Source organism: Bacillus sp. FSL K6-0923 (assembly GCF_038630825.1).
Classification (GTDB): domain Bacteria; phylum Bacillota; class Bacilli; order Bacillales; family Bacillaceae; genus Bacillus; species Bacillus pumilus.
In genome coordinates this window covers 220,930-245,865 of sequence record NZ_CP152044.1, presented here as the reverse complement: position 1 = coordinate 245,865, position 24,936 = coordinate 220,930, and the positions used below count along the sequence as shown (strand labels likewise).

The 24,936-nt window shown below is 42.6% G+C and carries 27 protein-coding genes and 1 riboswitch; of the genes, 8 read left to right on the top strand and 19 right to left on the bottom strand.

What is annotated here, in order from left to right; genetic code table 11:
• Nucleotides 1–27 precede the first annotated feature (27 nt).
• Nucleotides 28–912 (top strand): ROK family protein, encoded by an 885-nt coding sequence (locus MHI16_RS01395; RefSeq protein WP_058015200.1) that lies wholly within the window; start codon nt 28–30, stop codon nt 910–912.
• Nucleotides 909–2,828: a BglG family transcription antiterminator gene (locus MHI16_RS01390; protein ID WP_061406622.1), complete on the top strand. Its 1,920-nt coding sequence runs from the start codon at nt 909–911 to the stop codon at nt 2,826–2,828. The genes MHI16_RS01395 and MHI16_RS01390 overlap by 4 nt, the downstream gene beginning before the upstream one ends.
• Nucleotides 2,829–2,885: 57 nt before the next feature.
• Here the strand turns inward: MHI16_RS01390 and arr are convergent, their stop codons facing one another.
• Nucleotides 2,886–3,302: an NAD(+)--rifampin ADP-ribosyltransferase gene (arr, locus tag MHI16_RS01385; protein WP_058015199.1), complete on the bottom strand. Its 417-nt coding sequence runs from the start codon at nt 3,300–3,302 to the stop codon at nt 2,886–2,888.
• A 516-nt stretch (nt 3,303–3,818) separates the two neighbouring features.
• On the opposite strand from arr, the gene MHI16_RS01380 reads away from it, so the two are divergent.
• Nucleotides 3,819–4,100: a hypothetical protein gene (locus tag MHI16_RS01380; protein ID WP_058015198.1), complete on the top strand. Its 282-nt coding sequence runs from the start codon at nt 3,819–3,821 to the stop codon at nt 4,098–4,100.
• A 525-nt stretch (nt 4,101–4,625) separates the two neighbouring features.
• Here MHI16_RS01380 and MHI16_RS01375 read toward each other — a convergent pair.
• The 3 genes from MHI16_RS01375 to MHI16_RS01365 form a co-directional block, all read right to left on the bottom strand.
• Nucleotides 4,626–6,047: a glycoside hydrolase family 1 protein gene (locus tag MHI16_RS01375; protein WP_058015196.1), complete on the bottom strand. Its 1,422-nt coding sequence runs from the start codon at nt 6,045–6,047 to the stop codon at nt 4,626–4,628.
• Nucleotides 6,048–6,066: 19 nt separating this feature from the next.
• Complete coding sequence (locus tag MHI16_RS01370; RefSeq protein WP_058015195.1) at nt 6,067–7,926, bottom strand: beta-glucoside-specific PTS transporter subunit IIABC; 1,860 nt, start codon at nt 7,924–7,926, stop codon at nt 6,067–6,069.
• A gap of 235 nt (nt 7,927–8,161) precedes the next feature.
• A complete protein-coding gene (locus MHI16_RS01365) occupies nt 8,162–8,998 on the bottom strand; it encodes a PRD domain-containing protein (protein WP_058015194.1) in 837 nt (278 codons plus the stop codon).
• Between the two features lie 185 nt (nt 8,999–9,183).
• On the opposite strand from MHI16_RS01365, the gene MHI16_RS01360 reads away from it, so the two are divergent.
• On the top strand, nt 9,184–9,384 hold the full coding sequence (locus MHI16_RS01360; RefSeq protein ID WP_058015193.1) for a hypothetical protein: 201 nt from the start codon (nt 9,184–9,186) through the stop codon (nt 9,382–9,384).
• 34 nt (nt 9,385–9,418) lie between these two features.
• On the opposite strand, the gene MHI16_RS01355 is transcribed toward MHI16_RS01360, so the two are convergent.
• Together MHI16_RS01355 and MHI16_RS01350 are read right to left on the bottom strand one after the other, a co-directional pair.
• Nucleotides 9,419–11,038, bottom strand: coding sequence for an APC family permease (locus tag MHI16_RS01355; protein ID WP_058015192.1), 1,620 nt, complete (start codon nt 11,036–11,038; stop codon nt 9,419–9,421).
• Nucleotides 11,039–11,379: 341 nt separating this feature from the next.
• Nucleotides 11,380–12,348, bottom strand: coding sequence for a rhodanese-related sulfurtransferase (locus tag MHI16_RS01350; protein ID WP_058015191.1), 969 nt, complete (start codon nt 12,346–12,348; stop codon nt 11,380–11,382).
• A gap of 189 nt (nt 12,349–12,537) precedes the next feature.
• Here MHI16_RS01350 and MHI16_RS01345 point away from each other — a divergent pair, with 189 nt between their 5' ends.
• A complete protein-coding gene (locus tag MHI16_RS01345) occupies nt 12,538–13,620 on the top strand; it encodes an iron-containing alcohol dehydrogenase family protein (RefSeq protein WP_058015299.1) in 1,083 nt (360 codons plus the stop codon).
• Nucleotides 13,621–13,660: 40 nt separating this feature from the next.
• Here MHI16_RS01345 and MHI16_RS01340 read toward each other — a convergent pair whose 3' ends face one another.
• The 5 genes from MHI16_RS01340 to MHI16_RS01320 form a co-directional block, all read right to left on the bottom strand.
• The gene (locus MHI16_RS01340; protein WP_012008778.1) at nt 13,661–14,488 is read right to left on the bottom strand and encodes an aldo/keto reductase; all 828 of its coding nucleotides are present in this window, start codon (nt 14,486–14,488) and stop codon (nt 13,661–13,663) included.
• A gap of 81 nt (nt 14,489–14,569) precedes the next feature.
• Nucleotides 14,570–14,986: a DUF5301 domain-containing protein gene (locus tag MHI16_RS01335; RefSeq protein ID WP_058015190.1), complete on the bottom strand. Its 417-nt coding sequence runs from the start codon at nt 14,984–14,986 to the stop codon at nt 14,570–14,572.
• Between the two features lie 29 nt (nt 14,987–15,015).
• The gene (locus tag MHI16_RS01330; protein WP_058015189.1) at nt 15,016–15,477 is read right to left on the bottom strand and encodes a DUF523 domain-containing protein; all 462 of its coding nucleotides are present in this window, start codon (nt 15,475–15,477) and stop codon (nt 15,016–15,018) included.
• On the bottom strand, nt 15,474–15,719 hold the full coding sequence (locus MHI16_RS01325) for a hypothetical protein (protein WP_058015298.1): 246 nt from the start codon (nt 15,717–15,719) through the stop codon (nt 15,474–15,476). The genes MHI16_RS01330 and MHI16_RS01325 overlap by 4 nt, the downstream gene beginning before the upstream one ends.
• A gap of 111 nt (nt 15,720–15,830) precedes the next feature.
• Nucleotides 15,831–16,289, bottom strand: coding sequence for a MarR family transcriptional regulator (locus MHI16_RS01320; protein ID WP_003216997.1), 459 nt, complete (start codon nt 16,287–16,289; stop codon nt 15,831–15,833).
• A 216-nt stretch (nt 16,290–16,505) separates the two neighbouring features.
• On the opposite strand from MHI16_RS01320, the gene MHI16_RS01315 reads away from it, so the two are divergent.
• Nucleotides 16,506–17,273, top strand: coding sequence for a GNAT family N-acetyltransferase (locus tag MHI16_RS01315; RefSeq protein WP_058015297.1), 768 nt, complete (start codon nt 16,506–16,508; stop codon nt 17,271–17,273).
• Nucleotides 17,274–17,313: 40 nt separating this feature from the next.
• On the opposite strand, the gene MHI16_RS01310 is transcribed toward MHI16_RS01315, so the two are convergent.
• The gene (locus MHI16_RS01310) at nt 17,314–18,486 is read right to left on the bottom strand and encodes an MFS transporter (RefSeq protein ID WP_058015188.1); all 1,173 of its coding nucleotides are present in this window, start codon (nt 18,484–18,486) and stop codon (nt 17,314–17,316) included.
• A gap of 77 nt (nt 18,487–18,563) precedes the next feature.
• Nucleotides 18,564–18,663, bottom strand: a riboswitch (purine riboswitch).
• A gap of 396 nt (nt 18,664–19,059) precedes the next feature.
• On the opposite strand from MHI16_RS01310, the gene proS reads away from it, so the two are divergent.
• On the top strand, nt 19,060–20,493 hold the full coding sequence (proS, locus tag MHI16_RS01305; RefSeq protein WP_058015187.1) for a proline--tRNA ligase: 1,434 nt from the start codon (nt 19,060–19,062) through the stop codon (nt 20,491–20,493).
• Nucleotides 20,494–20,636: 143 nt separating this feature from the next.
• The gene (locus MHI16_RS01300; protein WP_012008772.1) at nt 20,637–20,813 is read left to right on the top strand and encodes a hypothetical protein; all 177 of its coding nucleotides are present in this window, start codon (nt 20,637–20,639) and stop codon (nt 20,811–20,813) included.
• Nucleotides 20,814–20,848: 35 nt separating this feature from the next.
• Here the strand turns inward: MHI16_RS01300 and MHI16_RS01295 are convergent, their stop codons facing one another.
• The 7 genes from MHI16_RS01295 to MHI16_RS01265 form a co-directional block, all read right to left on the bottom strand.
• Nucleotides 20,849–21,625, bottom strand: a complete 777-nt coding sequence (locus MHI16_RS01295; RefSeq protein WP_342498042.1) for a sulfite exporter TauE/SafE family protein — start codon at nt 21,623–21,625, stop codon at nt 20,849–20,851.
• 58 nt (nt 21,626–21,683) lie between these two features.
• A complete protein-coding gene (locus MHI16_RS01290) occupies nt 21,684–21,914 on the bottom strand; it encodes a sulfurtransferase TusA family protein (protein ID WP_058015185.1) in 231 nt (76 codons plus the stop codon).
• 33 nt (nt 21,915–21,947) lie between these two features.
• Nucleotides 21,948–23,075, bottom strand: coding sequence for an MBL fold metallo-hydrolase (locus MHI16_RS01285; RefSeq protein WP_058015184.1), 1,128 nt, complete (start codon nt 23,073–23,075; stop codon nt 21,948–21,950).
• A 14-nt stretch (nt 23,076–23,089) separates the two neighbouring features.
• Nucleotides 23,090–23,650 (bottom strand): sulfurtransferase TusA family protein, encoded by a 561-nt coding sequence (locus tag MHI16_RS01280; RefSeq protein WP_058015183.1) that lies wholly within the window; start codon nt 23,648–23,650, stop codon nt 23,090–23,092.
• Between the two features lie 47 nt (nt 23,651–23,697).
• Nucleotides 23,698–24,048, bottom strand: a complete 351-nt coding sequence (locus MHI16_RS01275; protein ID WP_058015182.1) for a rhodanese-like domain-containing protein — start codon at nt 24,046–24,048, stop codon at nt 23,698–23,700.
• 14 nt (nt 24,049–24,062) lie between these two features.
• Nucleotides 24,063–24,545 carry a DsrE/DsrF/DrsH-like family protein gene (locus MHI16_RS01270; RefSeq protein WP_003216959.1) on the bottom strand — a complete coding sequence of 161 codons (483 nt, stop codon included), beginning with the start codon at nt 24,543–24,545 and terminating at the stop codon, nt 24,063–24,065.
• Between the two features lie 124 nt (nt 24,546–24,669).
• Nucleotides 24,670–24,930: a metal-sensitive transcriptional regulator gene (locus tag MHI16_RS01265; protein ID WP_003217059.1), complete on the bottom strand. Its 261-nt coding sequence runs from the start codon at nt 24,928–24,930 to the stop codon at nt 24,670–24,672.
• Between the last annotated feature and the right edge of the window lie 6 nt (nt 24,931–24,936).

Below are 24,936 nucleotides of genomic sequence, written 5' to 3'. Positions count from 1 at the left end.
GCCCCTCTTTAACGGAGGGCATTGATCATGCGAATTGGAGGCATTGAAGCAGGCGGAACAAAATTTGTCTGCGGCTACGGAACAACAGACGGAACGATTGAACACATGACTTCCTTTGCAACAGGAAACCCAATTGAAACATGCCGGCAAGTGATCGATTACTTTACAAAGCATCCTGTCGATGCCATTGGCATTGGGGCATTCGGGCCTGTCGATGTAAAAGAGCACAGCCCAAGTTATGGGACGATTTTAGAGACACCCAAAACAGCTTGGCGCCAATTCCCTTTCCTCTCTACCTTAAAACAAGCCCTTGGGCTCCCGATGAAGCTTGATACCGATGTGAACTGTGCAGCACTCGGGGAAGCCCGCTTTTCGGTTGAAGCAGAAAAACCTGCTTCTTTGGTCTATATCACTGTTGGAACTGGGATAGGCGGCGGTGCCTATATTGAACACCGCCTCATTCATGGATTGCTACATCCAGAAATGGGTCATATCACAGTGCAGCGGCACCCCCATGATTCCTACGGTGGATGCTGCCCTATACATCATGATTGTTTAGAGGGACTGGCATCCGGACCTGCCATAGAAGGGCGCTATCATACACTGGCACCCATGCTGCCAGAGGATCATCCTGCCTGGTCACTTCATGCCTACTATCTAGGGCAGATGACCGCCAATTTATTACTCACCCTTTCGCCAGAACGCATCATTCTCGGTGGAGGTGTTATGAAACAGCCCGCTATGCTGCCCCTCATTCTTGAGGAAACAGAAAAGCGGCTTCATGGGTATTTACAGCTGCCAAAGCCTTTACATGAAATTATCACCAAGCCATCCTTTGATGGATTATCAGGTTTAATGGGCGCCATCGCTCTTGGTACTGATGCCTTACAGGCGCAAGGAGCTGCGCAATGATGATGACGGCAGATCCTCGAACCTATCAGCTGATTCAGCGGCTATTTGAAACGAAGGGGTTCGTGAAGCTGGAGGAGCTCACTGCCTCTTTTCACTTATCAGACCGCTCCATCCGTCATTTAATCAAAGAAGCAAATGAGCAATTAAAGGAAGCTGGAGCCAAGATTAAAACGATCCGCGGAAAGGGGTACACCCTATTAACGAGTGACCAAGATGCCTTCCTGCTTTGGCTTCATCAGCAGAAACTTCCTGCTCGCTCTCTCGTCCCCGTCATGCCAGAAGAGCGTGTACGATTTATCATGAGGAAGCTATTGCTTCAAGCGGATTACTTAAAAATTGACGAGCTGGCTGAAGAACTGTTTATCAGCCGCATGACGGTCAGCAGTGATTTAAAAAAAGGGCGAGAGCTGTTAGCCCGTTACGGTATGACCCTTGTGTCAAAGCCTGGGTTTGGCTTAAAAATTGAAGGAGACGAGTTGCAAAAAAGAACATGCTATGCAGACTTACTCCTTGAAGAAGAGCCTGCACTTTCTCATATCACCGAGCGGGAGCAGCTCCATTTTCCCGATATTTCTCTTGAAACCATTCGATCGATTGTCCTGACGAATCTGCATCAAGAGTCATTGCTCATTAAAGACATTGCCTTAAAAAACTTAGTCATTCACTTAGCGATTGCGATTCAGCAGACACGAAAAAACCAGCGAATATCGGCGAATACCACTCGTACACAACGATCACCCGACTTAATGCGAATTGCCAAAAAAATTATACAGCAGGTGAGTGACACCTTTTACGTCACCTTATCAGAGGATGAAACAGATTACTTAGTCATGCATCTATTGGCAAATCAAACGTGGAAAGAAACCGCCCAGCATCAGACGACAGTAGAAGTTCAGCAGGCGGTTACCGTCTTTCTACAGCACATTGAGAAAATGAGCGGACATCGATTTGCAGATGACAACATCCTGCAGCAAGACCTGATGCTTCATATGAAGCCATTATTAAATCGAATCCAATATGGCGTATCCTTACAAAATCCGCTGCTGCATGAAATCAAAGCGTCCTATCCATACCCGTTTGATTTGGCTGTCAGCGGGCTGAATGCCTTACAGCTGGTGCGAACGCCAAATGAAGATGAGGCGGCATATGTTGCCCTGCATATCGCTGCTTCATTTGAAAGAAGTCAGCTTAATACCTCGCAAAAAAAGAAAGCCATTATCGTGTGCGGGTCTGGATTAGGAACGGCAAGACTGCTTGAAATTAAATTGAAGGCATCCTTTCAGCACGAACTGGACATCGTCGAGCTGTATTCCTACCAAGATTATCTCATGAGCACCACCCTGCCCTGTGATGTCATCATTACAACCGTCCCGCTCGCTTCAAAGGGAAAACCAGTCATACAGGTCAGCGCCTTTTTTGAACATCATGATGTACAGCGGGTGAATGAGGTTATTCATTTATTAAATGGACACAGGACTCCGCCGAAAGAACTGATGGCGTTTTTTCAAGAACGATTAACCTTAATGAATGCTGATTTATCCAGTAAGGACGAGGTATTAGACACCCTATGCAGCCGTTTAGAAACGTATCAGCTAGTATCGTCATCTTTTCGGTCCTCGGTGCTTGAGCGGGAGCAAATGTCGTCTACCTATCTTGGAAAAGGAATTGCCATGCCGCACCCGCTCATCACAAATGAAGGCACATCCTGCGTAGCCATCGCACAATTAAAACAGCCAATTGACTGGCAGGGAAACCAAGTATCACTTGTCTTTTTATTAGCCATTCATAAAGATGACGCAGCCTGCATGAATCAATTCTTTGAACAGGCCGTCGATTTACTGGACAATCCAAACCGCATTCACTCCCTGAATCAATCAAAATCATTTGATGAGCTGATGGATGCGTTATTTCAATAAGATCAAACAAAAGGCCGCCCAGCTGTTGATGAGGCGGCCTTTGTTGATTGAGAATCATCAATCGTATATGACATTTTTTCCTTCTTCACTTAATTTCTTTAAAGAGCTCAGCATATGATCGATTTCTTCATCGGAATGTCTTTCCCATGAACCTAATTCTGCGACGATTTTCAACGGGGATTTCGACCGATAAGAACGTGTTGGGTTACCCGGAAATTTTTTATCAGTCAAATTCGGATCATGTTCAAACTCGCCTAACGGTTCTACAAGATAAATTCTCTCTTTCGCATCAGATCTTGCTAATTCAGCACCCCATTTGGCTGCGTTTAATGTTCCGGTGAAATAGATATGGTTTGATTTTTGATCCTGATAATTCGATAAGTACTGCGGTTCAAGCAGATCTCCAATCTTTAATTCTGCTTTCGTCCCATGAAAAAATGGGCCAAGATCTAAAACTTGTTGCTTCTCGTTCATACAGCCACACCCCTTATCGTTTTTGACTTGCGTATAACAGTATACGGCTTGATATGGGCGAGAAACAGTCTATAAATTTAATTAAATTCGGGGTATAATGATAGTAGAGAGTAAGATGTACTGGACTTAAATATTTAAATATTTCCTCTATGGTAAGCCTTTTTCCAAACGACCTCACCCCACAAATTCCAATAATCTCTTTTCAAACTCTTTTGCAAGATATCTATGATTGCTTTGGAGGTTCAAGAAAGTTAATACAGTGATTAATATAAAGGCTCTATGACAAAGGATGTCATAGAGTCTCTTCTTTAGCTGGATATTTTCATAAAGTAGATTGTTACTACGACGATTAATATGGATATTTAAATAGATAGACTCATTGAAACTTCGATTAAGCTCTTTTATCGTCTATCAAAAATTATAATTGTAATTATTTTCTTTATATAGAAGGATTTTATAATTAATAATCGAATTTATTACAATGTTAGTAAAAAAGTTAATTAGGAGTGATTGATAATGTCTATTAAAAAAGTACTAATGACCTCTTCGTTGGCTGTAGCTTTACTTGGAAGTTCTATACCTGCTTTCGCTACTAGTCCAGTTACTGCAAGTTCTAATCAAAAAGCACAAATAACTGATGATACCTCTACTAAGGCAAGTTTCACAAGATATATTTATGGTCAAGATGTGAATGCATTCCCAACTTCATTTACTGAAGACAACTTACTTTGGATTCTTCAGCAAAGAGTAGACATGGGAGATGGATGGTGGCGTGCTGAATATAAAGCAACATTTTAAATAAATATTATTTGAAGAACTCACTAATCTCACATGATTAGTGAGTTTTTTGAAGTTATTTTTCTTTTTAAAGTTCTATAATTGTTATAACTAAGTTTCTTCTTTATTTCCCCACGGTTTTCTCAACCTTCCTTAGGATAGAAAATTAAAATGGACTGTACTTCATACAACAATTCAACGATGCACTCAGAAGAATAGAAACTTCTCATTAACCCCAACAATGACAAAAACAAGAATCCCTTCCACAGCTGACAGAGTCACAATCACGCCATGGTTCATTGGGTGTTCTCTCGCAATCAATTTCTGACCTATATAATTCAAAGCATAAAAAATGAAAAACAATAAGAAAAACAGAAAAAGAATCGTCATCATTTAAACAACCACTCCCTCGCAATGGATAATTAACCATTTTTTACAATATATCATCAGACTATCATTTTAGAACAACTCGAACAATATGCTCTTACCAATAAAGTGAACGAAAAAAGCCAGCCACCCGCATAAGGTGATTGGCTTTTTCATATGTTACTCCCCGATGTTCTCTCCATTTTGCTGAATTAATGTTTCATACCAGTAAGAGCTCTTTTTACGAATTCTCTTTAGGTCTTTTAGGTCAAATTCATCGCGGTTGACGTAGATGAATCCGTAGCGCTTGGAGCAGCCTTGGTGTGTACTGATTAAGTCGATGGCTGACCACGGGCAGTACCCGAATACCTCAACACCGTCTGTGATTGCCCATTTGATTTGTTCGATATGCTTTTCTAAATAGTCAATTCGATAATCATCTTGAATCGATCCATTTTCTTCTAATTTGTCGAAAGCACCCAATCCGTTTTCCGTGATAATAAGGGGCAGCTGATAACGGTCATAAATCTCACGCATCGTTGAACGGAAGCCGACAGGGTCAATCTCCCAGCCAAACGCATTTTTACTTAAGAACGGGTTATTGCCGCCTTTATATACGCCATCTTCACCAGATTTCAAATGCTGATCTCCACCGCGTGCAAATTCATCGTTGCCATCTCCTTTACTCGCTTCAACCGTTTGAGATGTGTAGTAGTTAAAGGCAATGAAGTCTGGCTTCGCACTTTTCAAAATATCCATATCTCCCTCTTCGATGACAGGAAGAATGTCTTTTTCTTTCATGTACGCCCAAGCAAGGTTGTTATAACGGCCGTAGACAGCCATATCAAGATACAGCCAGTTGCGGATCGCATTGTAATTCGCCGCAGCAAGCACATCCTCAGGCTTTGGAGAAGCCGGATAAATGAGCGCAATGTTTGGCGCTGGTCCAATTTTCGCTTCAGGCAGCATTTGATGACAAAGCGTCATGGCTTTTGCCTGAGCGACGAGCATATGATGGTTCTGCTGATACAATTCTTTTTTCGGATTTTCTAAATTTGGATCAAGTGTACCGAGCGCTGATCCATGTAAGATCATCATGTTTTGTTCATTAATGGTCAGCCAATATTTCACCTTCTGACCATACTCCTGAAATAGAACCTCTGCATACCGTTCAAACGCATCTACTGTCGCGCGATTTGACCAACCACCTTTTACTTGAAGTGCATGAGGCAGATCAAAATGATACATCGTCACGATTGGTTCAATATCATAGCGGCGCAATTCATCTATGAGAGAATGATAAAATTCAATCCCCTTTTGATTGATCTCCCCATCTCCATTTGGAATGATCCGTGTCCATGCAATAGAGAAACGATAAGCCTTCAAACCCATTTCTGCAAACATCTTCACATCCTCTTTATAGCGGTGATAGTGATCGCTTGCCACTTTAAAATCTGTTGTCCCTTCAGGGTAACTTGCTCTCATATCAATGACAGATGGTCCTTTGCCATCCTCGTTCCACGCACCTTCTACTTGATAGGCGGAAGTAGATCCGCCCCAGAAAAAGTCCTTTGGAAATGGTGCTAGTGTTGAATATCTCATAATTTCTTCCTCCTCTGCATTAAACGAGATGTAAAAATGATTGTCCTGGTGTGGTTTGTTTTTCTTCTGTTTCTATGATATCGCTAAACTCACCTGAATTGGTAATAATCACTGGTGTTGTGACGGACAGGCCGGAAGCTTGGATGGCTTCAATATCAAACTCCGCAAGCAATTCGCCCTCAGTGATGGCTTGCCCCTGTACGACCTTCGGGGTAAAATGCTGACCGCCTAATTGTACGGTATCGAGTCCAATGTGAATGAGCACTTCTGCTCCGCTTTCAGAAGTAAGACCGTACGCATGGCCTGTTGGGAACACCGTTGTCACGACTCCTGATACTGGTGCAAACAGCTTACCTTCTGATGGAATGATGGCTGCGCCCTTTCCTAGTGCACCAGATGAGAATGCCTTATCCTGTACTTCCTCCAGCTTGATTACCTCACCCTTTAAAGGACTTTTCACATGAGCTGCTTTGACCCCATGTTCGTTTTCCATTGTTGGTGCCGCAGCCGGTGCTGGCGTTTCATCTTCATCTACTGGATCCTTAAATCCAATCAAATAAGTCAAGACGATGGATAGAACAAACGAGACCGAGATTCCGATGATGAACCCTGTAAACCCTTGTCCGTAGAAAATCGGAAGTGTTAGTAAACTTGGAAGTCCTGACGCAATCGCAATACTTTGTGAATAACCGATGATCGCACCGCCGACTCCGGCAGAGATAACGGCTGCAATAAATGGTTTTTTCAAACGAAGTGTGACCCCGTATACAGCTGGCTCTGTGATCCCAAACACGGCAGAAACTGCTGTCGATCCAGCCAATGATTTCAGCTTTTTATTCTTTGTTTTCAGCATAACACCGATGGAAGCACCGGCTTGTGAAAATACAGCTGGCGCAGTCGCCGGCTTGATATGATCTTTTCCATGGACAGCAATATTATTTAAAATGACTGGCACTAGACCCCAGTGGATACCGAAGATCACAAGAACCTGCCATGCCATCGCAATTAAAGCACCTGCAAGTGTAGGACTAAAGGAGAATACTTTCAGCAAGACAGCGGCAATGCCGTCCCCTGCATACACACCAAATGGTCCGAATACAATGAGTGTCAGCGGAACAACCGTGACAAGTAAAATCAGTGGAGTAATAAAGTTTTTGACACTTTCATGAATGACTTTGTTAAAGAAACGTTCGATATATCCCATGACAAACACTGCCAAAATGATTGGAATAACCGTTGATGTATAAGACATTAAGACGACTGGAATACCGAAGAAGGTCACATCTCCGCCGCCTTTTGACAATTCTTGAATGGTTGGGTAAATGAGTGCACCAGCAATCGTCACAGCGACAAATGGATTCGCTTTAAACTTCCTCGCCGAAGTGAATGCAAGCAGTAATGGCAGGAAGTAGAACAAGCTGTCAGACGCAGCAAATAAAATTTGATACGACGTATCTTCAGGTGATAACCATTTTGCATTGATACAGATACCTAATAGACCTTTTAAAATACCAGCACCTGCCATGACACCGAGAAGTGGTGTAAAAATACCAGAGACAATGTCGACAAATTTTCCGAAAAGGCTCGTGCTCTCTCCACCTGATTTTGCAGATGAAGAAGTGGAATCCTCTAATAGATTTGTAAACTCCCCAATCTCTCGATAAACCTCTGGTACAGTATTACCAATGACTACTTGAAATTGACCGCCGCTTTCCATAACGGTCACAACGCCATTTAATTTTTCAATGGCTGCTTTGTCTGCTTTTGATCGGTCATTTAATGTGAAGCGAAGTCTTGTAGCGCAATGGACCAGTGAATGAACGTTTTTCTCTGTGCCAATGTGTTTGATAATGTCTTCTGCTAATTGACGATAACTCATACAAAAACCCCCTTTTTTTCAAAAAAATACGTTTTTGGGCAAAATAAAAACCTAAACGGGCACCAAAAATAGTCACAACTTGCTGTTGCGCTTTTTCAGTGAACGTTTAGGTTTTGCCTGCCGAACAGTCACAATCCTCTAAGACGATCATTGTGAAACCGTATTCTTTTATGTTTATGAGCAAATAGTACCACTCAGCTTTTCTTATGTCAACGCTTTCTTTTAAAAACTACCTTTATTTTTCTCGTTTGATCAATCGATTCAAATGAATGGATAGGTACAGCATCTCCTCTGATGTAAGATCTCGGTGATAGGTTTGATAGACATATTCTGCGATTTTCTTTGCACATTCGTATGCCTTCGGATATTTTACCTTGATCAGCTGATACAAGTCCTGATCTTCACTGACAAGCATTGTTTCGTTAATCAGACGCTGGACGAAAAAGCGTAAATGCGTGAGAAAACGATAAAAGTTGAGTGAGTCTTCATCAAATTCCATATTGAGATGATATTTCACAATGGTGAGAATGGCGTTTACTTCTTTTGTGATATTGACCGTTGTATTCATGTCCTCATTCAGCTCTGCATTAATGATATGCATGGCAATAAAGCCTGCTTCATCCTCAGGCAATTCAATATGAAGACGCTCTTCAATCATATCAAGGCAGTCCTTTGCCACAAGAAATTCATCTTTGTATAACCGTTTAATCTCCCAAATGAGCGAATTCTCAATGAGATGATTTTTCTTCAATCGTTCGATGGCGTAATGAATATGGTCTGCGAGTGATACATGCAGACTTTCGTTTAATCTTCGGTTCAGTTTTGTATGTGCATACTGAATCATTTCTTCGGTCACCTTGACCACATCATACGGAACCTCCAGAAGCAGCATTTTCATCCGCTCATGAACGGAGTGATCCTCCAGGCGGAAGACTTTATCGATTAACGATTCGTCAACCGGGTCCCCGGGCCGCCGCTGGAACGCAATGCCTCTCCCCATGACGACAATTTCTTTTCCTTGTTCATCTATCACACTAATGACATTATTGTTTAGAACTTTTTGTATCTGCAACCCCAAACACCTCCGTCTATAAACCACAATCTTCACTCAAAATATGCTCTCATCTTAACATAACTGTCAAATCACTTGGTGTTTTTATCTGACTTTTGCAATAGATTTCACCATCATTCTACCCCGTCATAGCTGGTCTGATCCTTCAATTGCCTGCATACAATACTCCGAGGAGGTGACCTTCAGTGAAGGCTTTTTTTTGGTCTGCATCATTTCTTTTCATGCTTCTATTCACACTCGTTTTTCTAGGAATCGTGTTTTGGCTTAGTGGACAAGGTATGAATCAGCTTGGGAAGTATGTACTCATCTCATTTGTCACAGCAACCGTTTTACGCGGTGTCACCACTTGGCTGAGGCAGCATGTGATGCATCATTTATCAAAATAAAACGGCTGCCCGTCATATTCAGGCAGCCGTTCCTTTATTCTTTGGAAGATGCAGCTTCTTGCGAAGAAGTACGCAGCTCATCATTGATTTTTTTCGCATCCTCTAGAAATTCTGTTTCAAATCCACTTTTGAGTGCCCACATATAAAACAGCAAAGAAACCACTGTAATAAGAGCCATATCCCAGCCATAATGAATGACGTTATAACCGCCGAATTTGTCACTGCCAAGGCAGGAAATCGTCATCATCACAAGTAAGTACACGACCATCCAAGCACCCGCCTTGAAGTTGCGGCCGAAGCCTTTCCACTTCGCTTTTGCTTGATAGTAAAAATAGATCGGAAGACCAATGAGGATAATGAATAGCACCTGACCTGTTAACGGCCATCTCGCCCAATACAGCGTCAATGACGCAAAGACAAAACCGAGAGGAGCAATGATGCTGAGTCCTTTTATTCTAAGGGGACGATATAAATCTGTCCCTGTCTTTCTCAGTGTCATGACCGTTACTGGACCTGTCAGGTAAGAAATAAGTGTCGCAACAGAAATGATTTCCGCAAGTACACCCCAGCCTCTAAATAAAAACAGAAAGATAAACGAGACGGCTAAGTTAAAAAACATCGCTGGACGAGGCACGCCATAAATAGGGTGCAGACGACCAAGTACACTTGGCATGTATTTGTTTTTTTCCATTCCATAAATCATGCGAGACGTCGTCGCCGTATACGTAATTCCTGTACCAGAAGGTGATACAAACGCATCTGCATATAAAATCAGAACCAGCCAGTTAATCCCAAGTGCAATGGCAAGATCAGCAAATGGCGAGTTAAAATTCAAATGGCCCCATCCATTCACAATCATGGACGGATCGACAGCACCGATAAAAGCGATTTGTAAAAACACATAAATCACAGTCGCAATCAAAATGGATCCAACAATCGCAATCGGAATTGATCGCCCTGGATTTTTCGCCTCCCCCGCCATATTAATCGGGCTTTGGAAGCCATTGAAGGCAAACACAATTCCTGATGTCGCAACAGCTGTCAGCACACTCGCCCAGCCGTTAGGAGCAATACTTGTTCCAGACGTAAAATTCTCACTATGAAAACCTACGAATAAGAGCGCGCCAATGGTTAATCCTGGAATGACAATTTTAAACACGGTAATGAATGTATTTGCTTTTGAAAATAACCCTACTGTCCAATAATTGAGCAGAAAGTAAATCACAAGAAGCACACTGGCGACCATGAGCCCTTCTGTCGTCAACACCCCTTTTGTGACCAAATGGCTTGTCCACTTAGCCCATTCCCAAGGCCATGAACTCATATACTGGACAGAAGCCACCGCCTCAACCGGAATGACGGAGACAATAGCGATCCAGTTTGCCCAAGCTGCAATAAACCCGATAAAGGAGCCATGTGAATATTGCGTATATTTCACCATTCCGCCTGCCTCTGGAAACATCGATCCGAGTTCACTATAAGACAAAGCGATAAATAAAATCACGACCATCCCAATCAACCAGGATAAAATAGCAGCAGGTCCGGCAATTTGAGCAGCACGCCAAGCACCGAATAGCCATCCTGAACCAATGATTGAGCCAAGACCTACCATCATTAAAGCGAAAGTTCCCATTCTACGATGCAAATGATTCATGTTCATAACACCTTTCGATTAAATTACAAAGCATGTGCCCAAGTAAGCACCTTTCTTACATTGCAGCTCACTTTTCATTCAATTGACAAATATTTCTTCAACTAAATCTTTACCCTTGTTCATTTTTTCGCCTGTTTTATTATCTCTCAATTCTCCATTTTCTGAAATAGTCGAACATGCTTATTTCTCAAGAAAGCGCTTTTTCGATGATTCAATCTATTAGACTGAATAACTACCTTTACCCTTATTTTGAAAAAAACAAAACAAAAAAGAAAGAGGAAATGAATCCCTCTTTCTTCTGAGCCCTATCATGTATAGAAAAAAGGATAAAGGGGGTCCCTCTATCCTTGTGAGATTGCTTGTTCTTGTTCAATCACAGCTAGTCTTTCTTGCACTTCTTCTTCAGACAGGTTGTGCTGTTTCACATATAGGTTACGTTCACTCGTACGACATTCATGGCTGCAGCTACGCATATATTTATGCTCGCTTTCTTCTGTTGCAATCATTTTGCGGTTACATGCAGGGTTTGCACAGTTCACATAACGCTCGCAAGGCTCACCAGTGAAGAAATCTTTTCCGACAACCACATGCTCTGTTTGATTCACAGGCACTGTTAAGCGAGTATCAAACACGTAGCATTGACCATCCCAAAGCTTTCCTTTAACTTCTGGATCTTTTCCGTACGTGACTATTCCGCCGTCAAGCTGAGAGACATCTTCAAAGCCTTCACGCTTTAACCAGCCTGAAAATTTCTCACAGCGTACGCCGCCAGTGCAATACGTCAGGATTTTTTTTCCTTCAAGAATCTCTTTATTGTCACGAATCCATTCCGGTAATTCGCGGAATGTCTCAATATCAGGACGAACTGCCCCTCTAAAGTGGCCAACATCAAACTCGTAATCATTACGTGCATCAATCACAACGGTATCAGGTGATTGCATTTGCTCGTAAAATTCAACCGGGCTAAGATGCTTACCTGTTAATTCTAACGGGTTCACATCATCTTCAAGGCTCAGATTCACTAGTTCATTCCGATGGCGGACGTGCATTTTTTTAAACGCATGACCGTCTGCTTCGTCAATTTTGATCGGCATAGACGCAAAGCGCGGATCTTCTTTTAATGCTTGCATGTACTTGTCCGTTTGCTCAATGGTACCAGAAACCGTTCCGTTTATGCCTTCTGCTGAGATAAGGATACGACCTAACAAACCAAGCTCCTTACAGAATGCTAGATGCTCTGCTGTAAACGTTTCTGGGTCCTCGATGGGGACATATTGATAGTAAAGTAAAACGCGATATTGTTTTTCCATATATATAAACACCTCTTAAATTTAATCAAAACATACCGTTCTTTATCATACAGGAAATACATACCTAAAGGCAATGACAGCGGCTCAATTCCATAAAACGGAAGGGTCTTTCTTCTCATATTTGACAGAACTTTCTGTAAAATGAGATGATTTATGAAATATGATGTTGTAAAGGAGTAGAACGCCATGATCCAGCCAGAAGATATCGTCAGAAGCGGTCCAAACCAATTTATTTCTCAAAAAGGCATTTATCATGAACTCGATTCACTTGTTTCTCCATCCTTCCAGTCGCCCGCTGTCGTGACGGGATATGATTCATTTCATGCTTTTTCAAAGTACACAAAGCTTCCGTCTCATTGGCCTGTTGTCCAGCACAAAGGATACAGTTCACCCAATGCAATTACTCGAATTGCAGAAGAACTGCAAGGGGCAGATGTGATCATTGGGATCGGAGGCGGCACGATTTTAGACACCGCCAAGTCAGTAGCAGAGGCTCTTCAAATTGAAGTGATCATGGTTCCAACCATCCCGGGGACATGTGCTGCATCTACACCGCTTAGCGTCATTTATGATGACAAAGGGAATTTCATGACAGTCGATTACCATAAACGGTCCAGCTACCTCACCCTCATTGATCATACATTTTTGCTTTCTTCTCCTCTTTCCTACCTTCAAAGTGGGATTGGAGACACGCTGGCCAAATGGTATGAAGCGGAAGCCATTATTCGAAATGCAAAGAATTCCTTGCCGCTCATGGTGCATGCAGCGCTAAAACAGGCGGTATATGTGAGAGATATTCTTGTTTCCCATAGTGAAGAAGCTGTCCACAGCTTGCAAACGGGTCAGCTTTCGCAAGCATTTGCAGATGTAACGGATACCATTATTACATTAGCCGGCACGGTCGGCGGGTACGGGGGACGCTACGGCAGAATGGCAGGAGCCCACGCCATCCATAACGGATTGACATTTATTGAAGAAACGCATCACGTGTTACATGGTCAAAAAGTGGCCTATGGCATTCTTGTTCAGCTTGCCGCAGAAAATCGAATGAGCGAAGTAGAAGAATTACTTGAGCTTTATGAAACACTCGGATTACCTAGAAATATGCGTGAGCTTGGCATCACAGCTCAGCTGGAAGAAGCCGCAAAAACAGTGGCAAGCCATGCTGCACGTTCAGACGAAACCTTTTGCTTGATTGGAGACTATTCCATAGAGCAAATTGTCGACGCCATTCAAGTCATTGAAAACGTATCAGCCGCAAAAAATCGTTAAATAAAAAAGCACAGGCATGCCACCTGTGCTTTTCTTTCGATTAAAAATCAAAATTATCTGGATCTGGACCTGTGCGCTCATCCTCATTAAGCTGATCGATGACTCCCATCTCATGTGCGGACAGTTCGAAATCGAAGACTTGTGTGTTTTCGATGATTCGGCTCTTTGTCACAGATTTTGGAATGGTGATAATGCCATGCTGTAAGTCCCAGCGAAGAATGACTTGAGCCACGGATTTGTCATGTTTTTTCGCAATATCCTGAAGAACAGGATGGTTCAGAAGCTTCCCGCTGCCTAATGGTGACCATGCTTCTACATGAATCCCTTTCTCCTTGCAGTAGTCTCGTAAAGGCTCCTGCGTCAGTTTTGGATGCAGCTCGATTTGATTGACCATTGGCACAACTTCTGCTTCTTCTAATAGATCATCTAGATGGTGCTGATGGAAGTTACACACACCGATGGCTCGAACGCGTCCATCCTTATACAGCTTCTCTAGTGCTTTCCAAGTTTCTTTATATTTGCCTTCAACTGGCCAATGAATTAAATAAAGGTCTAATACATCTAGCCCAAGCTTGTTCATACTTGTTTCAAAGGCTTCAAGTGTTGATTCATAGCCTTGATCACGATTCCACACCTTTGTCGTAATAAACAGATCATCACGAGAGATACCTGATTGCTGAATGGCTTTGCCTACTCCTTCTTCATTTTGATAGGCTGCTGCTGTATCAATGCTGCGGTAGCCCGCTTCAAGAGCGTCTGTGACTGCATTTACAGCCTCATCCCCATCTTTTACTTGCCATACACCGAAGCCTAGCTTCGGCATTTTTACTCCGTTTGCTAATGTGACTGTATCTGTTAATCCACTCATCAAACAAACCTCCGCTTCATTTTTGCTTACCAAGCACTATACCCGAATTTTCCATTGATCATGCATGAATGTTCGCTGGTGTTATTTGATATATTGTCCTATATCGACTTGATTGGCGTCAACAATTTGGTATTCGTTTGTTTGATCTTTCTTTTTAGAAAAATTATATGTCGTTAGAAATGCCTGATCATAGAAAGTCAGACCGTATGTTTCCTTCTTATTCTCATACACCCTGATCCAATAAGACTCTTTTGAGGCTTTTGTGTCTTCATTGGTTTTCTTTAATGTCATATCTGAAAGTTCCTTCAACAGCTTTTGAATCTCTTCTTTTTTATCCAAAACAACACGTTTATGATCATGCTCAATTTGAATCGAAGTCACCTTATGTTGATCAATCGAGACCACATCATCGAATGAGTACGTTTTGGCATTGATCATAAAATAAATACCAATTCCTATTAAAACTACTACAACTAAACCAATGACCCACTTTTTCAACCTAACTCCTCCTTCTCTCCACGAAACACCTATAGAAACAACGAAATCCAATCGTCCTCCTCAGAGAACACTTGAATCCCGTGCTGTTTCAGCAAAGCGGAAGTCACACCATCTCCCGCTTTTGTCTTACCATTAAACTCTCCCTGGTAAATCATCCGGCTCCCGCATGAAGGGCTGTACTCTTTTAGCACAACCGCTGTTGCTTTCAGAGACTGAACCTGCTCCAGTGTGGCTTTTGCACCTTTTACATACATCTCTGTGACGTCAGTTCCATGAACATCGACAACAGCAGCCTGCCCCCGTAAAACATCATATCCATCTCCGCCAATGATTTCTGCCGGAGGTCTAGGCGTAGAGAAGCCGCCAAGCAGTTCAGGACAAACTGTCACAGCCTTTCCTTCCTGCACAAGCTCTTCAATTCGCTGATCTAATCGATGGCTGCCATTATACCGAACCTTCAACCCAGCAAGACAAGCGCTGACCACAATCACGCCTGTTCCTCTTCTTTATGGATTAAGCGTTTTTTACTGACTTTAAAATAAATACTTAACGGCAAACAGAATATCGTGTACACCAAAGAAGGAAGGGCACAATATAAAGTAGCAGCCCAAATTGATCCTTCAACTCCTGTGATGCCAAAAAAGTAAACAAATAATAGCAAGCTGACAAACAATCCAACGAACGGCATCATAAATACGTACTTCTTAAAATTTTCCATCATTTCTTTCCCCAAAGAAGCTTCCTCCCTTTCAACATGATCATGAATAGCGCCAATATATGTTAATTTTACCATATAAAAAACCGAAATCATCTCCTTTTCTACGATGGTTTCGGTTTTTTAAATCTATATTTTTTCTTTCCATGCCTTCAAAAAGCGCTCAATGACTTGTAATTCATCTTCATGAAACTGCTGTAGAAATTCTAAGTAGGACGCGACAGCTTTCTCATGCAGTTCATCATGCAGCGCCGCCAATTGCGTACCTTTCTCTGTCAATGAATAGTAGACAGATTTTTTATCTCCTTGCCGGTGGCAATAGTCCACCATGCCTTTATCAATTAGTTTTTTTACAGCCTTTGTAATAGCAGGCTTTGATAGTTTCAGTTGTTGAGAAAGAAATGTATTATTTGATTCGTTTGGATTGGCTTGAATCATTGATAAAATATGCAGCTGTGTGAGTGTCCAATCTTGCTTGAGTGTATCAGTCGTGGTAATCAGTGGATCTGTTGGGTCATTCCTTCTCTTTTCCCTATGAATAATCAGATCTTGAATCGCTTTTAAAACAATCTGCTCTTTTGTCTCCATCTGAACCTCCACTCTTAACTGGTTAATAAAATGGTACTAATAATTAAGATAGGAGTCAAAAGAAATGTCAGTGTAATAAAAAGAACAGGCCATCAGACCTGAAAATGGTGTATATACTTTTCTACTAGATGACATATGATGTCACAGCTCCTCTTTCTTTTATTTGCTATAATTCATGGGGGATGTCATCCAATTTTTGATGAAAAAGGTGAGCTAATGAAAATCGAACAACAAATCGCCATTCGACAATTAGAAGAAAAGATACACCTGTTTTCTTCAGCTGTGAACGGAACCTTCCTCGCAACGGACGACTTCGTTCTATCCAATACTCATATATCGACAGACACATTCAATTTGCTATTACCGACATCAGCGCACATCAAAGATCCGCAAAAAGTGAAAACGGCCATCGAACACTTGCAGTCTCAGAAACAATCATTCAGTACATGGGTGGATCATCGTTTGCTTCATCCTGATTGGGCCAATTTACTAAAGGAATATCAGCTTAGAGAGGTTGAACGCAATACGATCATGTTGCTTGAGCAGACAGAAGACATTGACCCAGTTACATCTTCACCGCTTACAATCAAAGAAGCAGTTGATGAGCAGACACTGCTTGATTACAAAAATATCTTTATCGAGCTATTCAAGGAGTCACCGGAGGCCATCGCCTTAGAGGACTATTTCCAGCATTTTTCGCTTGATACTATACAATCACGCGTTCGCATGTTCGTCGGATATGCAGACCACAAACCGGTCACAACAGGCTTATTACTCGAAGCAACTGATAGCTACGGAATTTATGATGTCATCACAAGGGCAGAGCACCGCGGAAAGGGACTTGGCAGTGACATGTTTCATTATCTTCTGACCCAGACAGACAACAAACAAAAGTGCGTCCTGTTACAAGCATCAGCTGACGGCAAAAATATTTACCAACGTGCAGGCTTCCAACCAATCGGCGAAATGGTTGTTTTTGAATAGAATAAAGTAGAACATAAAAAAGCTGCCTATCATTAGGCAGCTATTCAGCACGATGCTGACGATCCATATAAAGTGGTGGTCTTTTCAACGAAATCACCGCACAGCTAAAGGCAATCAGCACAAACACTGCACCGAATTTCGCCAGATCAACAGATGAACCGGTCATCGTAAATAGGACACCGCCAACTGCTGATCCAATTGAGATACCAATTTGCAACGCCGATGTATTTAAGCTTTGCTGAATATCAGACGTCACAGGATCTGTTTGAATCAAATAACTCTGCAAGGCAGGCGTTAATGCCCAGCTAAGCGCTCCCCAAAGGACAACCATGATCATAAAGAGGACAAACACGCCCGATGTATAAGGAATGATAAACATCACAACTGCAAACGCGATTGTCACCAGCAAAATGGCTTTCCCTGAACCCAGCTTGTCACTAAGCCAGCCGCCAAATCCATTCCCGCCAATAGAAGCAAGCCCGAAGACCAAATAACAAATACTAATCCAGAACGGGGTCATATGCAGTACTTCCATTAAAAACGGAGTGAAATAAGAATAAAGCATATAATGACCTGCAAGCATAAACAAACTAATCAAGTGTGCACTAAAAATTTTCGGATGCCCTAAAGAACGTATTTGCTCTCTAAGAGGCGTCACTTTTTCAACAGGCATTTTCTCCAATAGGAAATAGATCAGCACCATTGATATGGCTGATAAAATACTGATTCCTAAAAACATCACTCTCCAGCCAAAGCTCTCTGTAATAAAAATACCGATCGGTACACCGAGAACAAGTGAAGAACTAATCCCAATAAAAATCAGCCCTAATGCCTTCGCACGATGCGCTGGTTCCACCAATTTAGCAGTGATCGTCAGTGACAACACCACCACTAGCGCTGTGCTCATCGCGATCAATACCCTAGAGATCATGACAAGAGCAAAGATCGAACTAAAATATGTGAAGACATTCCCTATCGTAAACACCAATAACGCGATTAAATAAAGACGCTTTCGTTCAATTTTAGCTGTGGCAGTCAGCAGCACAGGTGCTGAAATGGCATACACAATGGCAAATACGGTGATAAGCTGCCCAGCTGTCGCAAGCGATACATTCAAATCCTCTGCAAGGCTTGGCAAAATGCCTCCGACCACAAGCTCAACTAATCCTACTGCAAAAGTAGAAACGGCTAATAAATATACTCTCCAGTTCATGTCTAACATCCCTTCTCTATATCATCGCTTTCACTTTTGATACAGGGTGAAGACAAACAAAAAAACCCTGATTACAAAAAAGGAAAGCACGCTTTTGTAATCAGGATTTATCGGATCCTGGTAGAAACCCTCAAACCATATTATTGAGGTTATACAAGTCTATTTTTTTCTTCAAATATAGTAGCATATGCTTACATAACTGGCAAGCTGTAAAAATAGGAAATGACTGCAAATTCACGATCACACAAAGCACTTAGAACAGCATGAAAAGAAACCCCAGTACAACTTGCTTTCTCATGCATTTACAGGTAAACTGATGAAAAATCAACGAACATTCATCAACGTAGATCTGGAATAGTAGCTTGAATTGACCTTTAACAGAGAGGGAACGGTGCTGAGAAGTTCCTAATGACATCTTCAAGTGAACCTGCCGATTTAGTTCTGTTTCATACAGCGGTTCATACCGTTATCATGATCGAGTGTAAAGCTGTGCTTTAAATTAGGGTGGTACCACCAGGAATGGTCCCTAACTTAAAGCACAGCTTTTTTGTTTTTTAAAAGGAGGAATATGCAATGTCAAAGAAACAATTTGTTGAAAAAATCACAAGCATGGAAGACGACTTTGCCCAGTGGTATACAGATGTTGTCACGAAGGCACGTCTCGTCGATTATTCAAGCGTCAGAGGCAGTATGATCATTCAGCCATACGGCTTTAAAATTTGGGAGAATATTCGCGACGAACTTGACCGCCAAATCAAAGAAACAGGCCATGAGAATGTGTATATGCCGCTCTTTATTCCAGAGAGCCTGCTGCAGCAGGAAAAAGACCATATCGAAGGCTTCGCTCCTGAAGTGGCGTGGGTCACACATGGCGGTGAATCCAAATTACAGGAAAGGCTCTGCGTCAGACCAACCTCTGAAGTACTGTTCGCTGAGCATTACAAAAACATCATTCATTCCTACCGTGATCTACCGAAGCTTTATAATCAATGGGCGAATGTCGTCCGCTGGGAAAAGACCACACGTCCATTCCTTAGAACGCTTGAATTCCTATGGCAGGAAGGACACACATGTCATGAGACAGAGCAAGAAGCGATTGAGGAGACAGAAAGAATGCTTCACATCTACGCTTCTCTTTGCGAAGAGCTCCTTGCCATTCCTGTCATTAAAGGGAGAAAAACAGAGAAGGAAAAATTCGCTGGTGCCCGCTTTACCTATACGGTTGAAAGCTTAATGCATGATGGAAAAGCACTGCAAACGGCCACTTCTCACTTCTTCGGGAACGGATTTGCCAAGGCATTTGGCATCGAATTCTTAAACCGTGAAGGAAAGCTAGAGCATGTCCAGCAAACCTCTTGGGGGTTTACCACAAGAATCATCGGTGCCATGATCATGGTGCATGGTGATGACAGAGGACTCGTCCTTCCGCCAAACATTGCACCAACCCAAGTGCGAATCGTGCCAATCGCCTCTCACAAGGAAGGTGTGCTCGATCATGCCTACGAATTGAAAGATCGACTCGCCCGCATCGCACGTGCTGACATCGATGCAAGCGATAAACAGCCAGGGTGGAAGTTCAACGAATGTGAAATGCAGGGCATCCCTTTACGTGTCGAAGTAGGACCAAAGGACATTGAAAAAGGTCAGGTGATGCTCGCAAGACGAGACAATGGTGAAAAGCAAGCTGTCGCATTAGATGCACTTGAACAAACCATCACATCCACGCTTGAAGATATTCAACGGACGATGTACGAAAAGGCGAAAGAACGATTACATGAAAAAACATCAAAAGCTCACACCATCGAAGAAATTGAGCACATTCTTTCAGAAGAAAACCGATTGATTAAAGCCATGTGGTGTGGTGACGAAGCCTGCGAGAACGACATTAAAGAAAGAACAGGGGCGACCTCACGCTGTATCCCATTTGAACAGGAATCTGTCTCTGATACATGTGTCTGCTGCGGAAAGCCTGCATCTGATATGGTTTTCTGGGCAAAAGCTTATTGAGAATCGAAACGAAAGAGAAGCATCCTTTACGATGCTTCTTTTTTGTTAAAAAGACCCAAACACCCATTGACCTTGTCAGCACGATCCCCTATAATTCATATTAATATAATCGGTTTTCAAGACTTTAAATGGAGTGGTGATATATGAAGCGCTGGCCCTCACTGTTTGCCGAACGCTGCCCTAAATGTAAAACAGCATTAGAAGTCTCTAAGTCCAATGCCCTGCAAGGCAAAGTCGTGAAAACATGTCCCAACCTTCATTATCAAAAAGAGTATCACCCAGCCCTTGAAACATATATCGAGCACGATGACATCAAATAAAAAAGACCAACACGTTTGCTTTGTTGGTCTTTTCTTTATAATAAATCAAGCCAAATTTTGACCGCTGTCGCCGTAATCATCACAGCAAGTGCCCATTGTAAGTAGACGGCGTTGATTTTCTGACCGACCTTAGCACCAATCGGAGCGGCGATTAAACTTGCCAGCATCAGCACAACCGCAGGAACAAGCATAACTTGACCCGTCAATACCTTTCCAGTCGATGCACCGATCGCAGATAAAAACGTAATTGCAAGTGAGGACGCAATCGTCATCCGGACAGGAATTTTTAAAATAGACAGCATCACCGGTACCAATATAAATGCTCCGCCCGCGCCTAGCACACCGGAAACACTACCGATCACAAAGGCAATACCTGCCGCAAGTCCTTTATGAAAAGTGACTTCTCCCTCTGCGTCTGCACGCTGTCCCTTTTTGGGAATCAGCATGAGGATCACAGCCACAATCGCGAGCAATCCATAGACGAGATTCATCCCATTCTCTGGCATAAAGTGAGATACATAACTGCCTAGTAAGCTGCCCGCCAATATACTGCTCCCCATATATACAATCAACGAGCAATGTAAAAATCCGCTTTTACGATAGGCCAATACCCCACCGAGCGTCGAAAAAAGCACTTGAATGGCGCCAATTCCTGATACCTCATGAGCCGATAGTGCCATCACACCGACCAGTGGCGGGATATAAAGCAGCATAGGGTAGTTAATCACAGATCCCCCGATCCCCACCATTCCTGATAAGAAGGAACCAATACATCCGATGATAAAAAGTGTAATCAAAAACGCAAAATCCACGCTGGTCTCCTCCTTTGCAAAAGGAAAAGGGGATCTTCAGCAGATACCCCTACATCCTTTAGGACCCTTTTCTCACCCAGAACTTCAGCACATGTCCTTCTTCCGTCTGCGTGATCAATTCATGTCCGCTTGACTTCGCCCATGCTGCTAAGTCAGCTTTAGCCCCTTTATCTGTTGCATGTATTTCTAATACTTGACCCTCCGTCAAGTCATTCATTTTTTTCTTCGTTCGAATAATCGGCATTGGGCATGCAAGCCCCGTTACGTCTAACATTTGATCTGATGTCATTTGATTGTTCCTCTCCTCTTATTTTATTGGACATTACCGAATCGCACAACGGTTTGGACCAATTTCCATTTCACGCTGCGCTTCTTCGTCTGGGCTCAGCTTCCCCATATTGGTTTGACGAATGTCTTGATAAGCGTTTGGCTGTGCGGGTAGATTCTTCGTGACCATTTCTCTAAATACGGCTTCATCTTCTATGTTCAGTCCATGATTTTCTTCAAATAGAACGCCTAGCTCCTTCCAAACACTTCCGTCTTCATTGATTTCATCCATAATCATGAAATGCGCTGGCAACACAATCAATTCTTTCGAAAGTGCTCCATATCGCTCATAAAGTGTTTCCCTCAAATCACTTACCCAGTCCTCCGCCATTCCAGCAAGGTCAGGTCTTCCAATCGAATCCACGAACAAAATATCACCTGAAAGAAGATATTGATCATCCACGATAAAAGATGTTGAACCGATTGTATGCCCCGGTGAGTAAAGAGGATGAATATCAATGGGAGCCGCTCCAATCGTTATGCGCTGTCCTTCTTCAAGACGGTTATATTCAAAGATCACTTCTTCAGCATCTTTTGGCGGCAGCCAGTAGCTAGCACCAGTCTGTTCAGCCAGCTTCTTCCCGCCAGAAATATGATCTGCATGAAGATGAGTGTCCAACACTTCGGTGATAGAGACATCATGCTTTTTAGCAAAACGGATATAAACATCTGTCATTCTAGCTGCATCTACAATTGCGGCTTCTCCGTTCGACATGATCATATAAGACAGGCATCCCTTGCCCATCCGTACAAATTGATAGAGCTCTCCACCGCCGCTTAAATCACCAATCTTCACTGGCTCCAGATGCTCACTCCACGCCTTCATGCCGCCTTCTAAATAATGGACCGTTCTGCCCGCCTCTGACAGCATCTCCGCGACCATGATAGAGGAGCCTTCCTTGGCACAAACCACCAACACTTCACGATCATGAGGAATGTCATGCAAAATGCCCTCTACTCCTTCAAGGAGATCAAAATAAGGCACATTCATATGAACGATTGCTTCCCCTTCGATCTTCCAATCCTGCACATCCGCTTGATTTCGCACATCTAGTAAAAAGAGCGGCTCCTTGTTCACGATCTTTTTTGTTAACTGTTCTGCAGTCATCGCTTTTACCGTCATGTTTCATTCAGCTCCTATTTTTCAATCGCTCCTGTCCAGCTATTCATGCCTGGTACGATATTCATCAATTGATGAAATCCTTTTTCTTTTAACTTTTGCGCAGCTAATTCACTTCTTCTGCCTGAATGACAGATCAGGTAAATGTCCGTCTCCCGGCTCAATTCCTCCGCACGTTGTTCAACCTCACCAAGAGGAATATGAACAGCTCCTGGAATATGCCCCGCCTCGTATTCATCCAGCTCTCGTACATCTAAAATAAACAAAGATGGATCTTCTTTTACTTTCTGTTGAAAAGTCTCCAAAGACATTTCCGAAATCATGGACTTCCCTTCTTTCTCTTGTTCTCCGCCCTTACGAATCAAATGATGAAGCACCTGGCCTTCTACTTTTGTTCCTAAAAATTCGTGGCCTGCGCTTTTTGACCATGCCGCTAGATCCGCTGCTGATCCTTTATCAGTGGCTTGCACTTCCAGTACGTCTCCTGGCAAGAGCTCATTCATTTGTTTTTTTGTTTTTACAATCGGCATCGGGCATGCCAGTCCTTTTGCATCTAAAATGACAGTTGGTTGCTGCATGTCTTCTCCTCCTTTAAATAGGGATGGGGGTATATTTTATTGCGCATTTAATGCCAAGCATTCATGCCACCCTTGATGTTTGTAATCTGAGTAAATCCCTGCTTCTTCAATATTTTCGCTGCTTGCATACTTCTCATTCCGCTTTGACATATCACATAGACCTCTTCATTTTTCTCAAGCTGAGAAGCTCGTTTCTTCAAATGAGACAACGGGATGTTTTGAAAGCCTTTGATATGATTTGTTTGAAATTCACTGGGGGATCGCACATCAATGAGCTGTTGACCTTTGCTTTTCACCTTCTTTTTCATATGAGCTGCATCCATTTGCTTCACACCTCGTACCGGCAGAAAGCGGCTCACGAGCAATCCAATTACGATGATGAGTAAAATCGTCTGCACCCTGCTTCACCTCACTAGATAAATAAATTCACACGTCCGATTTCAGCCTCTGCTAAATATGCCGCCACACCAGCATATTGAATGTCATCCAATAATTCTTTCTCCTGTAATCCTAAAAGATCCATTGTCATTGTACATGCCACGAGGTTAATATCCTGCTCCTTCGCCATCTCAATGAGCTGCGGCAAGGTCATGGCATTGTGCTTTTTGATCACATGCTTGATCATTTTCGGCCCCATTCCCGCAAAATTCATCTTGGACAGCCCCATGCGATCAGCCCCGCGCGGCATCATCTTGCCGAACATTTTTTCTAAAAATCCTTTTTTCATCGGTACCATCTCATCCTTACGCAAGGCATTCAGTCCCCAAAACGTATGGAAAATGGTCACCTCATGATCATAAGCTGCTGCACCATTGGCAATAATGTAAGCTGCCATCGCTTTATCATAATCTCCACTGAATAACACTATCGTCGTGCGTTTTTTCTGTTCTTCCATTTTGCTCCTCCTTCAATAATTACCTATAGGGGTATATAGAAAATAAAAAATATATACATATACCGGTAAGGGTATATTACATCAAGTAAAAAAATCCGTCAACCTCCAAAGGCTGAGGAATTTCTTACCGGCTTTTCACCAATAGCTCAACTGCCTCTTTCACAAGACCTTCCGTATCCTTGCCTTGTTCAAGACTTTCACGAACACATTGCTCAAGGTTTGTACTCACAATCACACCCATTGCCCGATCAATGGCATTACGTGATGCAGACAGCTGCGTGACCACCTCGCGGCAATCCTTGCCTTGCTCCATCATCGCAAGAACCCCTTTAATCTGCCCTTCAATCCGGCGAAGACGATTCTTCATCTGCTGATTATACTCCATGAATAA